General features: G+C 48.1%; 15 protein-coding genes. All 15 read right to left on the bottom strand.

Going from position 1 to position 15,230, the window contains the following annotated elements; all coding sequences use genetic code 11:
* Nucleotides 1–31 precede the first annotated feature (31 nt).
* The 15 genes from recA to ACAN54_RS01530 all read right to left on the bottom strand — a co-directional run bounded on the left by recA (nucleotide 32) and on the right by ACAN54_RS01530 (nucleotide 15,106).
* Complete coding sequence (gene recA, locus ACAN54_RS01600) at nucleotides 32–1,096, bottom strand: recombinase RecA (RefSeq protein WP_379151534.1); 1,065 nt, start codon at nucleotides 1,094–1,096, stop codon at nucleotides 32–34.
* Nucleotides 1,097–1,395: 299 nt separating this feature from the next.
* Nucleotides 1,396–2,685 (bottom strand): competence/damage-inducible protein A, encoded by a 1,290-nt coding sequence (locus tag ACAN54_RS01595; RefSeq protein WP_379151531.1) that lies wholly within the window; start codon nucleotides 2,683–2,685, stop codon nucleotides 1,396–1,398.
* A gap of 51 nt (nucleotides 2,686–2,736) precedes the next feature.
* A complete protein-coding gene (gene pgsA, locus ACAN54_RS01590) occupies nucleotides 2,737–3,324 on the bottom strand; it encodes a CDP-diacylglycerol--glycerol-3-phosphate 3-phosphatidyltransferase (RefSeq protein WP_379151528.1) in 588 nt (195 codons plus the stop codon).
* A 153-nt stretch (nucleotides 3,325–3,477) separates the two neighbouring features.
* On the bottom strand, nucleotides 3,478–3,969 hold the full coding sequence (locus ACAN54_RS01585; RefSeq protein WP_379151524.1) for a YajQ family cyclic di-GMP-binding protein: 492 nt from the start codon (nucleotides 3,967–3,969) through the stop codon (nucleotides 3,478–3,480).
* A 148-nt stretch (nucleotides 3,970–4,117) separates the two neighbouring features.
* Nucleotides 4,118–4,282 carry a hypothetical protein gene (locus ACAN54_RS01580; protein WP_379151521.1) on the bottom strand — a complete coding sequence of 55 codons (165 nt, stop codon included), beginning with the start codon at nucleotides 4,280–4,282 and terminating at the stop codon, nucleotides 4,118–4,120.
* An 82-nt stretch (nucleotides 4,283–4,364) separates the two neighbouring features.
* Nucleotides 4,365–5,375, bottom strand: a complete 1,011-nt coding sequence (locus tag ACAN54_RS01575) for a RodZ domain-containing protein (protein WP_379151518.1) — start codon at nucleotides 5,373–5,375, stop codon at nucleotides 4,365–4,367.
* Nucleotides 5,376–5,401: 26 nt separating this feature from the next.
* Nucleotides 5,402–6,169: a DUF3388 domain-containing protein gene (locus ACAN54_RS01570; protein ID WP_379151515.1), complete on the bottom strand. Its 768-nt coding sequence runs from the start codon at nucleotides 6,167–6,169 to the stop codon at nucleotides 5,402–5,404.
* 179 nt (nucleotides 6,170–6,348) lie between these two features.
* On the bottom strand, nucleotides 6,349–6,609 hold the full coding sequence (locus tag ACAN54_RS01565) for a DUF3243 domain-containing protein (protein ID WP_025704680.1): 261 nt from the start codon (nucleotides 6,607–6,609) through the stop codon (nucleotides 6,349–6,351).
* A gap of 118 nt (nucleotides 6,610–6,727) precedes the next feature.
* Nucleotides 6,728–7,495: an elongation factor P 5-aminopentanone reductase gene (gene ymfI / locus ACAN54_RS01560; protein WP_379151511.1), complete on the bottom strand. Its 768-nt coding sequence runs from the start codon at nucleotides 7,493–7,495 to the stop codon at nucleotides 6,728–6,730.
* Nucleotides 7,495–8,775, bottom strand: a complete 1,281-nt coding sequence (yfmH, locus tag ACAN54_RS01555; RefSeq protein ID WP_379151508.1) for an EF-P 5-aminopentanol modification-associated protein YfmH — start codon at nucleotides 8,773–8,775, stop codon at nucleotides 7,495–7,497. The genes ymfI and yfmH overlap by 1 nt, the downstream gene beginning before the upstream one ends.
* 2 nt (nucleotides 8,776–8,777) lie before the next feature.
* Nucleotides 8,778–10,058 carry an EF-P 5-aminopentanol modification-associated protein YfmF gene (gene yfmF, locus ACAN54_RS01550; RefSeq protein WP_379151505.1) on the bottom strand — a complete coding sequence of 427 codons (1,281 nt, stop codon included), beginning with the start codon at nucleotides 10,056–10,058 and terminating at the stop codon, nucleotides 8,778–8,780.
* A gap of 215 nt (nucleotides 10,059–10,273) precedes the next feature.
* Entirely contained in the window at nucleotides 10,274–11,137 is an 864-nt protein-coding gene (sleB, locus tag ACAN54_RS01545; protein ID WP_379151502.1) for a spore cortex-lytic enzyme, read from the bottom strand.
* A gap of 191 nt (nucleotides 11,138–11,328) precedes the next feature.
* On the bottom strand, nucleotides 11,329–13,989 hold the full coding sequence (locus ACAN54_RS01540) for an FtsK/SpoIIIE family DNA translocase (protein WP_379151498.1): 2,661 nt from the start codon (nucleotides 13,987–13,989) through the stop codon (nucleotides 11,329–11,331).
* A 125-nt stretch (nucleotides 13,990–14,114) separates the two neighbouring features.
* Nucleotides 14,115–14,330: a YlzJ-like family protein gene (locus ACAN54_RS01535; protein WP_379151495.1), complete on the bottom strand. Its 216-nt coding sequence runs from the start codon at nucleotides 14,328–14,330 to the stop codon at nucleotides 14,115–14,117.
* Nucleotides 14,327–15,106, bottom strand: coding sequence for a ClpP family protease (locus ACAN54_RS01530; protein WP_379151491.1), 780 nt, complete (start codon nucleotides 15,104–15,106; stop codon nucleotides 14,327–14,329). The genes ACAN54_RS01535 and ACAN54_RS01530 overlap by 4 nt, the downstream gene beginning before the upstream one ends.
* Nucleotides 15,107–15,230 lie beyond the last annotated feature (124 nt).

The raw sequence follows: 15,230 nt of genomic DNA, 5'->3' as shown, positions 1-15,230 counted from the left end.
GGTATTCAATTTCAAATGATTGAATATCAGGTTATTCAATTTCAAGCAGAAGTTTCTCTTCTTCTTCTTGCTCGGCAGCTACCTCAGATTCACTTGGCGCAGCCACAAGCGTTGATAAATTGCTCGCTTCACGAATCTTATTCTCAATCAGCAAGGCAATGTCCTGATGCTCCTTGAGAAATTGCTTGGAATTCTCACGGCCTTGTCCAAGACGTTCACCTTCATAGGAGTACCAAGCACCACTCTTGTTCACAATGTCCATTTCCGTTCCGATATCCACAAGGCTTCCTTCACGAGAGATGCCTTCACCGTACATAATATCCACATCTGCCTGCTTGAACGGAGGTGCAACCTTGTTCTTTACGACTTTGATCTTGGTGCGGTTACCCACAACATCATTACCCATCTTAATACTCTCAACGCGACGCACATCCAGGCGTACCGAAGAGTAGAATTTCAGTGCCCGTCCGCCAGGTGTCGTTTCCGGGTTACCAAACATTACACCGATCTTCTCACGAAGCTGGTTGATGAAGATAGCAATGGTATTCGATTTATTGATGGCTCCCGACAATTTCCGTAGAGCCTGGGACATCAGGCGGGCCTGCAAGCCTACATGGGAATCCCCCATGTCGCCTTCAATTTCTGCTTTTGGAACCAAGGCTGCCACAGAGTCAACTACAATGATATCTACCGCGCCACTGCGTACCAGGGCTTCAGCAATTTCCAACGCTTGCTCCCCGGTATCCGGCTGGGACAACAGAAGTTCATCGATATTTACACCAAGTGCATTGGCGTATTTAGGATCAAGCGCATGCTCGGCATCAATAAATGCAGCTTGTCCGCCAGCCTTCTGCACTTCCGCAATCGCATGTAGGGCAACAGTTGTCTTACCGGAAGACTCTGGTCCATATACTTCAATAATACGTCCCTTGGGAAGTCCGCCTATACCTAATGCAATATCAAGTGCCAAAGATCCGCTAGGTACGACTTCCACTTTCATATGAGTGGATTCTCCCAATTTCATGATCGAACCTTTACCGAATTGTTTTTCTATTTGACGAAGCGCCATATCAAGCGCTGCACGACGATCTGACAATCAGACCACTTCCTTCACTGTTTATAATAATATAATAACGTGTTTTGGAGGTCTTGCCAAGCTTTTTTTCGAACATACATTCGTTTTTTTTGTCCCGAGGGCTAATAATTCCTTTTAATGTAAGCCTCCTTCCGGATCTGGATCTGCGCCAGATTATGGTTTCACCGGACATCGGACAGCACCTTCTCGCAAGGGTCATGCTGCGGGATCACTTCGTATGAATAAAACAAAAAACCGCAGCAGGGATCTCTCAGTGCCACGGTTCTTCCGTATACCCAATTATATACCAGACAGGAAGGCTATTGCAAGGCAGAGCCTTCAAGCGGTGTAGCTATCTTGCGTTCCTCCAGTCTGCGCCAGAGACGGTACAAGAGTGCCTTGACTGTCCGCAGACGGATATTCTCGCGAGTGCCTTTAAGATTAAGTTCATATACTTCCGTAGGACGGCCGCGTTCAGCGAGTCCGATAAATACTAGTCCTACCGGCTTGCGCTCTGAATACCCCGGACCCGCTACACCGGTAACCGACAATCCAAAGTCACTGTCAGCAGTCATTCTCACCTGATCCGCGAGCACCTCAGCCACTTCCCTGCTAACCGCACCTGGGGCATCCGGGCCTTCCAGCATCGCTGCAGGCACGTTCAGCAGCTTCTTCTTCATCTCATTGGAGTAGCATACGATTCCTCCGAGAAACATAGACGCGCTGCCCGGAATATTGGTGATACTCTCCATCAGAAGACCGCCAGTACAGCTCTCCGCCGCACTCAAAGTCAGTCCGGCATCTGCCATCCAATCCACAATCAGCTGCTCCAGCGGTACATTGATATTGGCATACATATGCTCCGGCAGAATCTCCTGAATGGTCTTTTCAAGTACCTCCAGCTTCTTCATGGCTTCCCGCTCCGAAGGGGCTTTGGTGGAAATGCGAACCGTTACCTCGCCCTCCTTGGCATAAGGAGCAATGGTCGGATCGCTCTGGCCCCGGATGAGATCAATCAATTTATCTTCAAGGAGCGACTCTCCGATACCTGCAAACTTCAGCATTTTGGAATATATCGGCATTTCATCGGTCAGGACATGCTGCTGCAGCCAAGGTTTGGCCTGGTCTATGAACATAGGCTTCATCTCGCGCGGAGGTCCGGGAAGCACGATATAGAACTTTCCTCCATCGGAAAAAGCAAGCCCCACCGCCAGCCCCGTTTCATTCGGGAGCGGTGTTGTCCCATCGATAATCAGCGCCTGCTTCCGGTTGTTTTCGGTCATAACAATTTTGCGTTCGTCAAAAAACCGTTGAACATGGTCCATAGCAAGCTGATCTATATGCAGACTGCGTCCAACGGAGGCTGCCAATGCGTCTTTAGTAAGATCATCTTCAGTCGGGCCAATCCCGCCGGTGAACAGAATAATATCCGCACGGTTGCGGGCAATTTCTATAGCTTGTTGCAGACGGCTGCTGTTATCCCCAACTACCGTCTGAAAATAAACATCGATTCCGAGTGCGGCCAGCTCTACTGAAAGAAACTGTGCATTGCTGTTTACAATCTGTCCTAGCAAAAGTTCTGTTCCGACGGCAATAATTTCCGCTTTCATCGCTGGCTTCTCCTCCTGAATGTAAATAATGAATGACTCTGTTCAGTTCAATTAAGCGTTGTGTAGCTGTAGTAAATCTTTGTTTTTCACGAAGTAGTCAATACCGGAGTAGATGGTAACAAGTGCCGCAGCCCAGATCGCAATATCATCCACAGGAATGCTGACAAACTGAAACGGAAAATTGTTGAGCAGCAGAAGTGAAATGGCAACAATCTGAATAACCGTTTTGATCTTGCCCCATTTGCTGGCAGCAACTACTTTACCTTCAAGCAGCGCTACCTGACGCAAGCCCGTTACAGCGAACTCACGGCTGATAATGACGATAGCGATCCAAGAGTCACATCTGCCCAGTTCCACCAGGGAGATCAGTACAGCAGAGACCAGGAGCTTGTCCGCCAGGGGATCAAGCAGCTTGCCCAGATTGGTAACCATATTGTATTTCCGGGCAATGTAGCCGTCTATACCATCTGTACTGGCAGCAAGCAGAAAAATCACTGCTGCGATCAGATGATTAATGGAGAGCTGGAATGAGCCCCAATGAATCGGTTCCGGATAAAAGCTGAAATTCACCAGCAGGAAAAACATCATAATCGGGATGAGACAAATACGGGCAAGCGTAATTCGGTTAGGCAAATTCACTGAAGTTCCTCCCTTGATCCATACGAATCCTATAATCCACTATTTTCTTAAAATCGGCTTAGGCAAGTATATTATAGCCCTATGTAGGTGTCAAAAAAAACACAAAGCACCCCGCAGGCAAGAAAAATGCAAGCAGTGCGGGGTACGAAAATCTTACTTTAAGTTGTTGAACTGCAGATCCAGCGGTAAATCGGCTTTTCGCAGGAGCTGGATAATCTGCTGCAGATCATCCCGGCTTTTGCCGGTTACACGGATTTGGTCCCCTTGAATCTGACTCTTCACCTTCAATTTGGAGTCACGGATCAGAATGTTAATTTTTTTGGCATTCTCCTGATCAATCCCCTGTTTGAGACCTAGACGCTGCCGTACCGTTCCCAGTGAGGCGGGCTCAATTTTGCCGAAATCCAGATTCTTGAGTGTAATTCCGCGTTTGACCATCTTTGACTGTAAAATATCAATAACAGCATTCAGTTTGTATTCATCCTCTGAAGCGATGATAAGCGCATCCTTCTCCAGCTTCAGACTGCTTTTGCTGTTTTTGAAGTCAAAGCGGTTATCGATTTCCTTCTCCGTCTGATGAACGGCGTTGGTTAACTCCTGCATATCCATCTTGGATACGATATCAAATGAACTTTCCGAACTCATAAATCCACTTCCTTTGTTTACAAATATTCTTTTCCTATTATATGAGAAAGGAACTCTTAAGTCTAATTATGGGAAACACGCATGACCTGACATACAAAACAGCCCCACATAGTGGAGCCATTCTTGTAAAAACAGATAACAATACGGGCTATTGTCTGCTGCGAGAGGGAGCCCGGAACATATCCAGAATCCCCAGCACAATATGTGCCAGCCCAAAGCCCAGAATTCCATAACCCCAAGCACTCGGTGTCAGATAGTATCCCAGGAGACTGACGATAATGCCCAGCCCTGTGACGATCCAGCTAACGGTCATGAGAGAATACACCTCACTTTGGCGTAAGAACTGTAAATCAGTCTTAGGATATCCCAAAAGCCAAAGTCTATACGCGGACAACTTATGGAGTAGTCGTACCCTCTTGTGTAACAGTAGTGTCAGGACTACTTGTTGTACCGGTGTCCGTTGTACCGGTATTCTGTGAATCCGTTGTCCCTGCAGCAGAACCATTATCCAACTCCAGAAGAAGCCGGGATGAAGTTTTGCCATCGGTAATAATCTGGCCGTTAACTGTGATTTGTGTTGCGGGAGAATACCCGGATTTAATATACATCCCTGCACTGTCAAGGGTGAAGCTCAAATTGTCGCCAGCAGCTGTATTGCCGAAGCTCAGCTTCTCTCCCTTGGAATTCTCGCCCTTGTAGACTTCAAGCCAGCTCACACCGGTCGCTGCAATCTGCACCTGAACCGCACTTCCGACAGGAGCAGAAACCTTATACACCGTTGTTTTGCCGGATTTTCTATCCTGTGTGACCGTTACCTCCTGAGAGGATGGCGATGGAAGCGGAGTTGCTGAAGGAGCTATTGTGACCTCCGGAGTAGCTGTGCTGGTCTCAGGTACTGCTGTTGTAGATGGCATTACAGCTCCTCCCCCCACAGCTGTCGGCGAAGGCTCCACTTTTGAAGGATCCTGTGTTGCCGAGGTTATAGTCCCAGGGTCGACTTTATCGGGTTCTGACTTGTCATTCAAGTTAGAAGAGGCGTACAGATATATCACCACAATAATAATGACGGGAAAGGTCCACATCAATACCGTAGGCAGCCACTTTGCATTCCGTTCCGTTTCAGGTCTGCGGCTGCGTTTTTGTATGACCGTCTCCATCGTAGTATCTGCCGGTGCGGCAGGAACATTCCCATGTTCCTCCATCAGTTCGTCAGGATTCACACCCACTGCCTCCGCATAGGTTTTGATGAATGCCCGGACATAAAAACTTCCTGGGAGCACCTTGTAATCCCCTGCTTCGATGGCTTCCAAATATTTTTTACGGATTTTCGTTACTTCCTGGACATCATCAAGGCTCATCCCTTTTTGCAGACGCGCCTCCTTCAAATGCCGGCCCAGTTCCGACATACCATCACCTCCTAAATTATATGTGTTTATAGATCATCACTGTAGCCCGTCGTGAACGAGTCGTACAATATCTCTTCATTCGGGTTACTACGCAGCTCGATAATAATATCAAAATCATCAAAGCTGTATTCAGATTCCCGCACAAAAATATCCGGGTGCTCGATCACCTTCGTACTGGGCATGTTCATTACATTCTGCAACAGATTATAGTGCTTCTCGTTCGAGCGGATTGTGCTGACAATACCGTCAATGATGAACACGTTATGGGGATTCATCTCATCCTCAGCAAGCTGGCTCCGCACCGTCTGTCGCAAAAGTGTAGAAGACACAAACGTCCAGCGCTTCATGGCGCAGACACTTCCGGCAATGATCGATTCTGTCTTGCCGACCCGGGGCATGCCCCGAAGACCTATAACCTGATTTCCTTCCCTTTTAAACAGTTCCCCAAGAAAATCAACAAGCAGCCCGAGCTCGTCCCTTGTGAAACGAAAAGTCTTGCGGTCATCGGAATCGCGGTCTATATAGCGTCCGTGTCTCACCGCCAGCTTGTCTACAAGCCGCGGAGAACGAAGAGCCGTAACAGTTATATTATCAACTTTTTTGAGCATTTCGCCCATCAGCATAATTTTTTCATCATCACTTGTTTCCAGCAGCATACCACGCGTCTTGCCTTCGACCCCGTTGATGGTCAGGATGTTAACTTCTAGCATTCCGAGCATTGAAGCGATATCACCAAGCAGACCAGGTCTGTTCTTATGTATCTTATACTCCATATACCATTGTTTATATTCCACTTGTTACACCTCATAGATTCCTTTTCCCTTAACTTTGCGCCTTACGTCAAAAAAGCCGGCTTCGGCAAAGTGTTCTGAACACGGGTCATGTTAATGATATATAAAATAAAATTGAAAGGCAAGGTCACTTCCGTAATAATTACAGAAAAGCTCCCGCGAGGGGAGCTTGTTCCGCGATGCTATGCGTTTTTCTTCGCCAGCTTGACCATGAGGGAAGCAATGGTATGCTTCTCATCATCGGTGCCGACATCCCACAGCTCCTTGATTGCCCGGTTGGAGTAGTTGCCGGGATCGACTTTCTTATCGAGGAATTCCCCAATTTCAAAAGCCAGCTTGGAAATAGTTTCCTCACTCATGCCCATTTTTTCAGCCTGAATGACCCGGTCTCCCAGAAAACTTTTCCAGGTATCAAAGTTCTTCACTACGGAGTCTGTTGACATCTTAAATCCTCCTCAAAATGTTGTGGGTTACGTGAGATTTAATAGCAACAGTTATAATATGTCTCCGCGTAGATGTTCTTATGCTGGAGCATTTCTCCAAGCGCCTTTTGAACAAACTTCAGGTAATCCAGCCACCATTCGGACTGATGATCTGCCCCGTGATGTATCCTGATTCAGGAAGCGCAAGAAAATAAACCAAAGAGGATATTTCCTCCGGCGAAGCAAGACGGCCTGCAGGAATTTCCTCTTTTAGCATCCGCACTTCATCTTCCTGCAGATTGGACAGCATTGCTGTATGAACGGCTCCAGGTGCTACTGCGTTGACCGTTACTCCAGAGGGGGCCAGCTCCTTCGCAAGCGCCTTGGTAAAGGCATTCACACCGCCTTTGCTGGCGGAATAGGCTACTTCACAGGAAGCCCCTGAAATCCCCCAGACAGAGGAGACATTAATAATCCGCCCATAGCGCTGGGACACCATGTATGGCATGAAAATCTGGCTGCACAGAAAAGTGCCCTTCAGATTAACCGCCATGATGTCGTCCCACTCTTCCTCAGTTACATCAGCCAGCATCCCGTAATGGGCCTTACCGGCATTATTCACGAGGATGTCCGGCTTAAGCCCACTGTTCTCCAGCTTTTCTGCCATGCGTAACAACTGGTTGCGATCCTTCATATCAGCAGCCACGGTTAATACTTTGGCCCCATATGCCATACAGCGCCGGGCTACATCATTTGCTGCTTCGTGTGAATTCATGTAATGGATAACGATGTTCATCCCCACAGATGCAAAACGCTCGGCAATTGCACCACCGATCCCCCCGCTGCCTCCGGTAATGAGCACCGTCATTTCCCCAATTGGCTTGCTGTTCTCCCCCATAAGCGCCATTAAGGACTCACCACAAGCGATACGGCGAGCTGTTCCCAGTCCACATGTGAGCGCAGGCGGGCATTTACTTCTTCAAGGGAGATGGATTCATAAACCGGAAGCACTTCGAACAGATCTCCTCCGCGAAACTGATAACGTGTGAATTCATGAGCAATACTCTCCGGTGAATTCAACATACGGAGATAGCCTCCGATTTTCTTTTTGCGGGCACGTTCGAAATCTTTCTCAGCAAAGCCAGATTCCAGAACATGGTTGATTTCTTCCTTAATCCGTTCCAGCAGCAAATCGGGATCCTTGGTATCTCCGCCGATAGCCGAGAAAGCATATTGCGGAGAACTGTTGAATTCATGCCCGAAGCTGTCAGAGATCAGATCCTCGTCATACAGCTTCTGGTAGAGTGTAGTACTGCTGCCCAGCAACAGGTCCAGCATTAGCTTGGTCGTCAGATCACGGCGCACTGCCTCTTCCCCGGTCAAGTTCTCCACTTTCTCCTTGAAGCCAAACATGATCTTAGGCATCGATACTGCAAGCTTACTTTCTTTCACTTTTTCAGCTACCTGAACCGGCTCTTCCTGGAAGATACGTTCGATCTCACCCTGTTTATCGTAGGATTTGCCGTGCTGGTTGCTGCGGATCAGTTCAAATACCTTCTCCGGATCAACTCCGCCAACTACGAACAACAGCATATTGCTGGGGTGGTAAAACGAATTGTAACAGGTGTACAGTGTTTCTTTGGTAATGGTGCCAATGGATTCTATAGTACCGGCGATATCGATATGGACCGGATGTGTGGCATACATAGCTTCAATCAGCCCAAAGTAAACACGCCAGTCCGGATTATCTGCATACATGTTAATTTCCTGGCCGATAATTCCTTTTTCCTTCTCCACGTTCTCATCTGTGAAATACGGATGCTGCACAAAGTCCACAAGTGTACTGAGATTGGTCTCGATATTTTCCGTTGCAGAAAACAGGTAGACCGTCTGGTCAAAGCTGGTAAATGCATTCGCCGAGGCTCCATTGGTGGCAAAGGTAGCAAAAATATCACCTTCTGGCTCCTCAAACATTTTGTGCTCCAGAAAGTGGGCTATGCCGTCAGGTACAGTAATTTCTTCTCCACCGGCTACTCTAAAGTGATTGTCCACAGATCCATATTTGGTTGCAAAGGTCGCATAGGTTTTCAGAAAAGCAGGCTTCGGCAGCACATACACCTGCAGTCCGTTATCCATAACCTCGTGATACAACGTTTCTTGAAGTTTCTCATAATAGATTTTTTCCACCGCTATTCCTCCTTCCCTGTCAGGAAATAAATGGTATCCAGTTCAAAGGTGCCTGCCGCAGCTTTAACATCTTCGGTTCCTGTATGGTCTACCTGGTCCATCAGTTCCTGGGCTGAGCGGTCTTTTCCAGACAATTGACGGTTGAAATCAAAGGAAATCATCTCAAATGCTGAATCTTGAATTTCAGAGAGCAGATTGCGGATCATGGCTTTGGTCTGGCTCAGCTCCAGATCACTGATATTCCCAGCTTTCAGTTCATCCAGCTGTTTTCGTATGATGTCCACGGCTTTTGCGTAATTTTGTGTCTCAATCCCCGACTGGATGGTACCAATGCCCTTATGCCCGTCATAGCGAGAGGATGCATAATAAGCCAGGCTCTCTTTCTCACGCACATTCACAAACAGCTTCGAGTGAGGGTATCCGCCCAGAATACCGTTGTACATAAGGGCAGAAGCATAGCGGTCATCCTTGTAGGTAATTGAGGTGCGAAGCCCCATGTTTAGCTTGCCCTGATTGACATCAAGCTTCTCTTCCACAGTTCGGACCTCTGTCACCGATACCGGCGCAAAATTGGAGGAATATGCTGCCGGTTCTTCATTCGTACGCCCAAAATGACGATTGACCAGCTTCTCCACTTCCTCAGGTGTAGTGTCACCTACCACATACAGATCAAGAATGGCAGCATCCAACCAGGATTTATAGGACTGATAAAGGGATTCAGGGGTAATGTCGTCTAGATCCGCTATTTGGCCAAGCGGGTGAAGACGATATGGTTCCTTGCGGCACATTTCTTCAATACAGCGCTCAGCCGCATAACGGATTTTATCGTTGACGATGGCTTCCAGCTTCTTGCGGACGGTTTCGCGTTCAGTAGCTACATAAGAAGCACGGAAGCTACTATCTCCCTCCAACAGCGGCTTCGTCAAGACGTCTCCCAAAAATGCGAACGATTCACCCAGTAAGCTTTCCTTGCTTTGCACAAAGGAATCATTGATCGTATCCATCCGGAACTGGACGATCTGATAATCGCCTCTTTTATAGATGTCAAAGCCAAATCCGGCGCCATACAGCTCCTCCAGACGTTCACGGAACTGAGTGGTCTCAGGATAATTCGCAGTCCCTCTTCGGAGCACAAATGGTATTAGCGCCGACTTGGTAACTGTACTTTCGTCGAGTGGAACACCTGCATAGAGCGAAATAGCGAATGTCTTGAACGCTTTGGTCGGAAGCACGTGAATACGCATCCCTGCAGCACTACCATGTTGAAATCCAGTATTTGTCAAGTCCAAAACTCCTTTGCGGCGTGGATAACTGCTATATAAGCTGAACTTATGAATCATGATAATCCAGATTCTTATAGTTCACTCTCTATACAACAAGTTTATGAAGTATTATCCATTCTAAACTATTCCAAAGTAAGGAAGCAACCGGAAGCAGGCTACCGGTTGCTCAGGGTCGGTTGTATGGTATTCGGCACAATATTTGTACCGCCTTGAGGCTACATACAGAAAATATGCTGGCCGATCGTCTTCACCTGAGGTCGGGACCAAATCCATTTGGAAGTTGCTGTTTTCGGATTGAAGTAATAAATACACCCACCCGAGGGGTCCCACCCGTTAAGGGCCTGCTGCACGGCCTTGCGCGCCTGTTCATTAGGCTCAAGATAAATCTGTCCGTCTGCAACCGCCGTGAAGGCTCCCGGCTGAAAAATCACTCCCGAAGGCGTCTTCGGAAAGTTTGGTGATTTCACACGGTTCAGAATGACTGCGGCTACAGCTACCTGACCTTCAAAGGGTTCGCCTCGCGATTCGCCATATACTGCGTTCGCCATAATTTTTAGATCATTCTCCGATAGGCCCATGGTATTGCCTGAAGTCAGCTCCGCTGTATTAACCTTTGCCGAATTTGATGTACCGGTATTATCACTGTTTCCGGTCTTTTGGGCAACACTGGTCGATGGTTCTGTCGGCCTCCATGCTTTGGTGGCGTTATACAGCTTCAGCTTGGTTTTAGAACCGACAATGCCGTCTGCTTTAATCCCAAATTTCCATTGGAACCAGGTTACTGCGTTCTTGGTTTTTGTCCCAAAATGACTATCAATGGCACCTGCATAGTATCCAAGATGCTTCAGCCTCCCCTGCAGTTCGTAAACATCCTGACCTGATGAACCTACTTTAAGCGGAACAGTACCAAATGCAGGCAATGCCATTTCCTCAGTTAAAGTGTTCCCCGTCATAACAGATGCGTTATTATTCTGATTTGCGTAGACGGCTCCATTGGTCTTGAAAAGTAAACCGGTGAACGGAGCTGTTGCCAATGCAAGGGTTAGTGCGGCAAATATCCACTGCTTATGCTTTTTCATTGGGATCGCTCTACCTTTCTCTTGTAAGTTCTGCATGGATGGCTAAAGTTATTATGACGACAGACAGAGCATCCTATGCATTCACTAGATCTTCAATCCTGTAGTTGCTTTCCTTGGATTCTCACAGCACACAAAATAAGCCCCTTCCGGTTAAGGAAAGAGGCTTATTCTTGGTAATCCATATGCAAGGTCTAAGAACTAATCCGGTTCTGCTGGTACTGTTCAAGCGACATCAACACCTCACGGGGCTTGCTGCCCTCGTAAGGCCCGATTACACTACGGGCTTCCATGGCATCAATTAATCGTGCTGCCCGTGTATAACCGACACGCATTCGGCGCTGCAGCAGAGATACAGACGCTTGCTTCGCCTCCAGCACTATCTGGACAGCCTGCTCGTACAATTCATCCTGAGGATCTTCCTCTTCCATCACTGTATCATCAATTTCAGGGACAATGGACTCATCGTAATTGGCTTCTCCCTGACTGCTGACATACTGGACAATAGTCTCCACTTCCTGGTCACTCATAAAAGCACCCTGGACACGGATAGGTTTGGATGCGCCCATTGGCAGGAAGAGCATATCTCCCCGGCCGAGCAGTTTCTCTGCTCCGGGCATGTCCAAAATGGTACGTGAATCCACGTTGGAGGACACCCCGAACGCAATACGCGAAGGAATGTTTGCTTTGATAAGCCCAGTGATGACATCGACTGATGGACGCTGGGTGGCAATGATCAAGTGAATACCCGCTGCACGTGCCATCTGCGCCAGCCGGCAAATCGCATCTTCTACATCATTCGCAGCAACCATCATGAGATCCGCAAGCTCGTCCACTATCACCACAATGTATGGCAAGACCGCCGCAGGATTATCCTTCATCAGATTATTATAGCCTTCCACATTTCGCGTGCCCGATTTGGAGAACAACTCGTACCTCTTTTCCATTTCGACAACAATCTTCTTCAAGGCCAGACTTGCACGCTTGGGATCAGTGACCACAGGAGCCAGCAGATGAGGAATCCCGTTATACACATTTAGTTCAACCATTTTGGGGTCAACCATGAGAAATTTAACTTCATTTGGTTTCGCCTTATATAGAATACTGGTAATGATACCGTTAATACAGACCGATTTCCCTGAACCTGTTGCTCCAGCTACCAGCAGATGGGGCATCTTGGCCAAATTGCCTACGATCGTCTGTCCAGAAATATCACGTCCAAAAGCGATTGACAGTCTGGATTCAGCATCCTGGAATATCTGAGTCTCCATGACCTCACGCATCGTCACTATAGAAACTTCAGAATTCGGCACCTCGATTCCGATGGCTGACTTGCCGGGTATCGGTGCCTCCATGCGGATATCCTTGGCAGCCAGAGCAAGCGCAATATCATCAGTCAGATTCACAATCCGGCTAACCTTGACACCTATATCCGGTTGAATCTCGTATCGCGTAACTGCTGGTCCTCTTACAACCTCAAGTACCTTCGCCCTTACGCCAAAACTTTCCAGTGTAGCTTCCAGCTTACGGGCTGTCTGCATATAATCGTTCTGGTCACCCGCCTTGGCTCCATTATTCGGCTTGGCCAAAAGCTTGAACGGGGGCAATTTGTAAGGCTTCGGCGGTGGTGGAAGCGGTACTGGAACTGGCTCAGTGCCCTCCGAAGAATCCAGCAGGCCATTCAATTCAAGCGGAATCAGTTCTTCTGCAGGCACAACCACCTCAGCAGACATACCGCTGCTATGGGGAGGGCTATTTAAATCTGTAGCAGCCTCTCTGACTGCTCCGCTACGCGCTGCCGGGGAAAATTCACTCCACTCTTCACGATCTTCTGCATTCAAACCTTCAGCACGTATATGTTCAAAGAAATCACGAATGATTGGAGTTGCCGGCTCGATGTCATCACCAGGATAATCCTCATCATCGTCCAGATAGGATACATCTCCTGCAGGTAAAACTGACAGAATAGGATCCGCGTGTGCACCGTTCAGTACTGCACCTCTATTGGACTCCTCACCCTGGCCTTCGGCAGGTGTAGATTCATTTCTTGGCATACCGCTGAACCAGCCTCCGATTCTTCTCAGGAACTGGGGCTGGCTTCGGTTAGGAAGAGGGGATTCCTCTTCTTCCTCATCCTCGTCTTCATCTACGACGGGCTGAGTAACGGCGTTTCTCCTTGTTCTGTCCGGTCTGGCTGATACAGGAACCGCTGACGGCCGGTTAGCCGCTCTCTGGCGGATATCCTCCACTAGCTTCACTATCCGGACTCGCAAAAGTGTGAACAATTCAACATAGGAGAGATTCGTAATCAACATGAAGCTGATCGCCATCATGACAATCATCAGCAGTTTCGCTCCCAGGTTGCCGAAGAGCCAGAGCAATGTTGCGTATTCCAGCGCTCCGAGATATCCCCCGCTAATATCCTTACCCAGCATGTATACATCGTTGCCGCTTACGTCCGATGATAGCGCACCAGACAAATCATTGTGTATTTGTGCCAGCACATTTCCCGGGTGTAGCATCGATAAGGGTCCCAATTTCTGTTCCATTGCCGAGATCGTGCTCATCAGACACATGGACAGCACCAGCAGCAGCGCGCCGGAATGACGGCTGTTCCAGGTAGAAGGCCACTTTCTGTGAATCATGACCATTAATCCATAAAAAATACCGACAAGCGGCAGCACAAAATAGAATCTACCGAATAAATAACCTGCCATATTGGAGAGGGAGCGTCCTACTGCTGCCTCACCAGATAATGCAATGACGGATAAGGTAATCAGCATAATCCCGTAAATTTCATATTTTAAAACACTGCCGAGCAGTGCTTTTTTCTTTTTCTTTCTTCGTTTAGCCACACCAGCCACCCCCGGAACAATATTATACCATATAATGGCGTGGCGTACCTATGTTCTCTTTTGTCAGAAAATGCATCTTATAACACAGTGTTCGCATTCCACTCCAAAGTGTCCGGGGGAAATTCTCATGGAATCCAGGAGATTATAGCTCCCGGCGAATACGCAGGGTCCAGATATTTTTCAAGCGGGCAATCAAGCAGCCTTACGATACGCGCCTGTCCGCGTTCCAAAGGCTCCACCTGCATCAGCATACCTTGAATACTGACTTCCTCCAGTGGCTGAACAAAGCTGACTGAGCCTTCGTACACCTGCTCTATCGGAATAACGGTATATAGGGTCATTGCGTCAACCCTTCCTGCATAATTTGTTCTGGAGACTGCGCTATATCTCCGGCGATCATCCCATTTAAGCGGGACAAGGCCGCACCGATTCCGCCCACCTCATCCATTAGTCCGTATTTGACCGCATCATAGCCGCCGACTGCTGTACCGATATCCCGGTTCAATTCACCCGTTTTGAACATCAGATCCTTGAATTGCTGCTCGGAAATCCGCGAATGGGAGGTAACAAATCTCACCATTCTCTCCTGCATCCGTTCCATATACTCAAAGGTCTGCGGTACTCCGATCACGAGCCCGTTCATTCGGATAGGATGAATAGTCATCGTCGCGCTCTCGGCTATAATCGAGTAGCTGGATGCGACTGCAATCGGTACCCCAATGCTGTGGCCCCCACCGATCACCACCGTTACTGTAGGTTTTGACAGAGAGGCTATCATCTCTGCAATCGCAAGTCCTGCCTCTACATCACCGCCTACCGTATTGAGGATGATCAGCAGCCCCTTAACAGTTTTGCTCTGTTCGGCTGCCACCAGCTGGGGAATAATATGTTCATATTTAGTGGTCTTGTTGTGCGGAGGCAGAACAAAATGTCCTTCAATCTGTCCAATAATTGTCATGCAAAAGATATCGGGTTCTCCGGTTGGCACCACGGTCTGGCCCAGTTCCTTCACAACTCCTGCTGTCCCCGGAGGCACAAGCTCACTGGTCTGCGGTTTCACCACATCCGGGAGAATCTCCTCATTCGTGCTCACATTTGCACCTTCTGTTATGTCCATTGTTCGCAGCACTCCCTCTTTGCTTGCAGCACTTGTCTGCTGCAGCCATACTAGCTTTCATTAGTATGACGTTCCAGGGGACTTCGTTATGCACAAGAAAACAAGAACTTCACCAAATATGCCC

The organism is Paenibacillus diazotrophicus (assembly GCF_042610465.1).
This window is presented reverse-complemented; position numbering and strand designations above follow the sequence as displayed.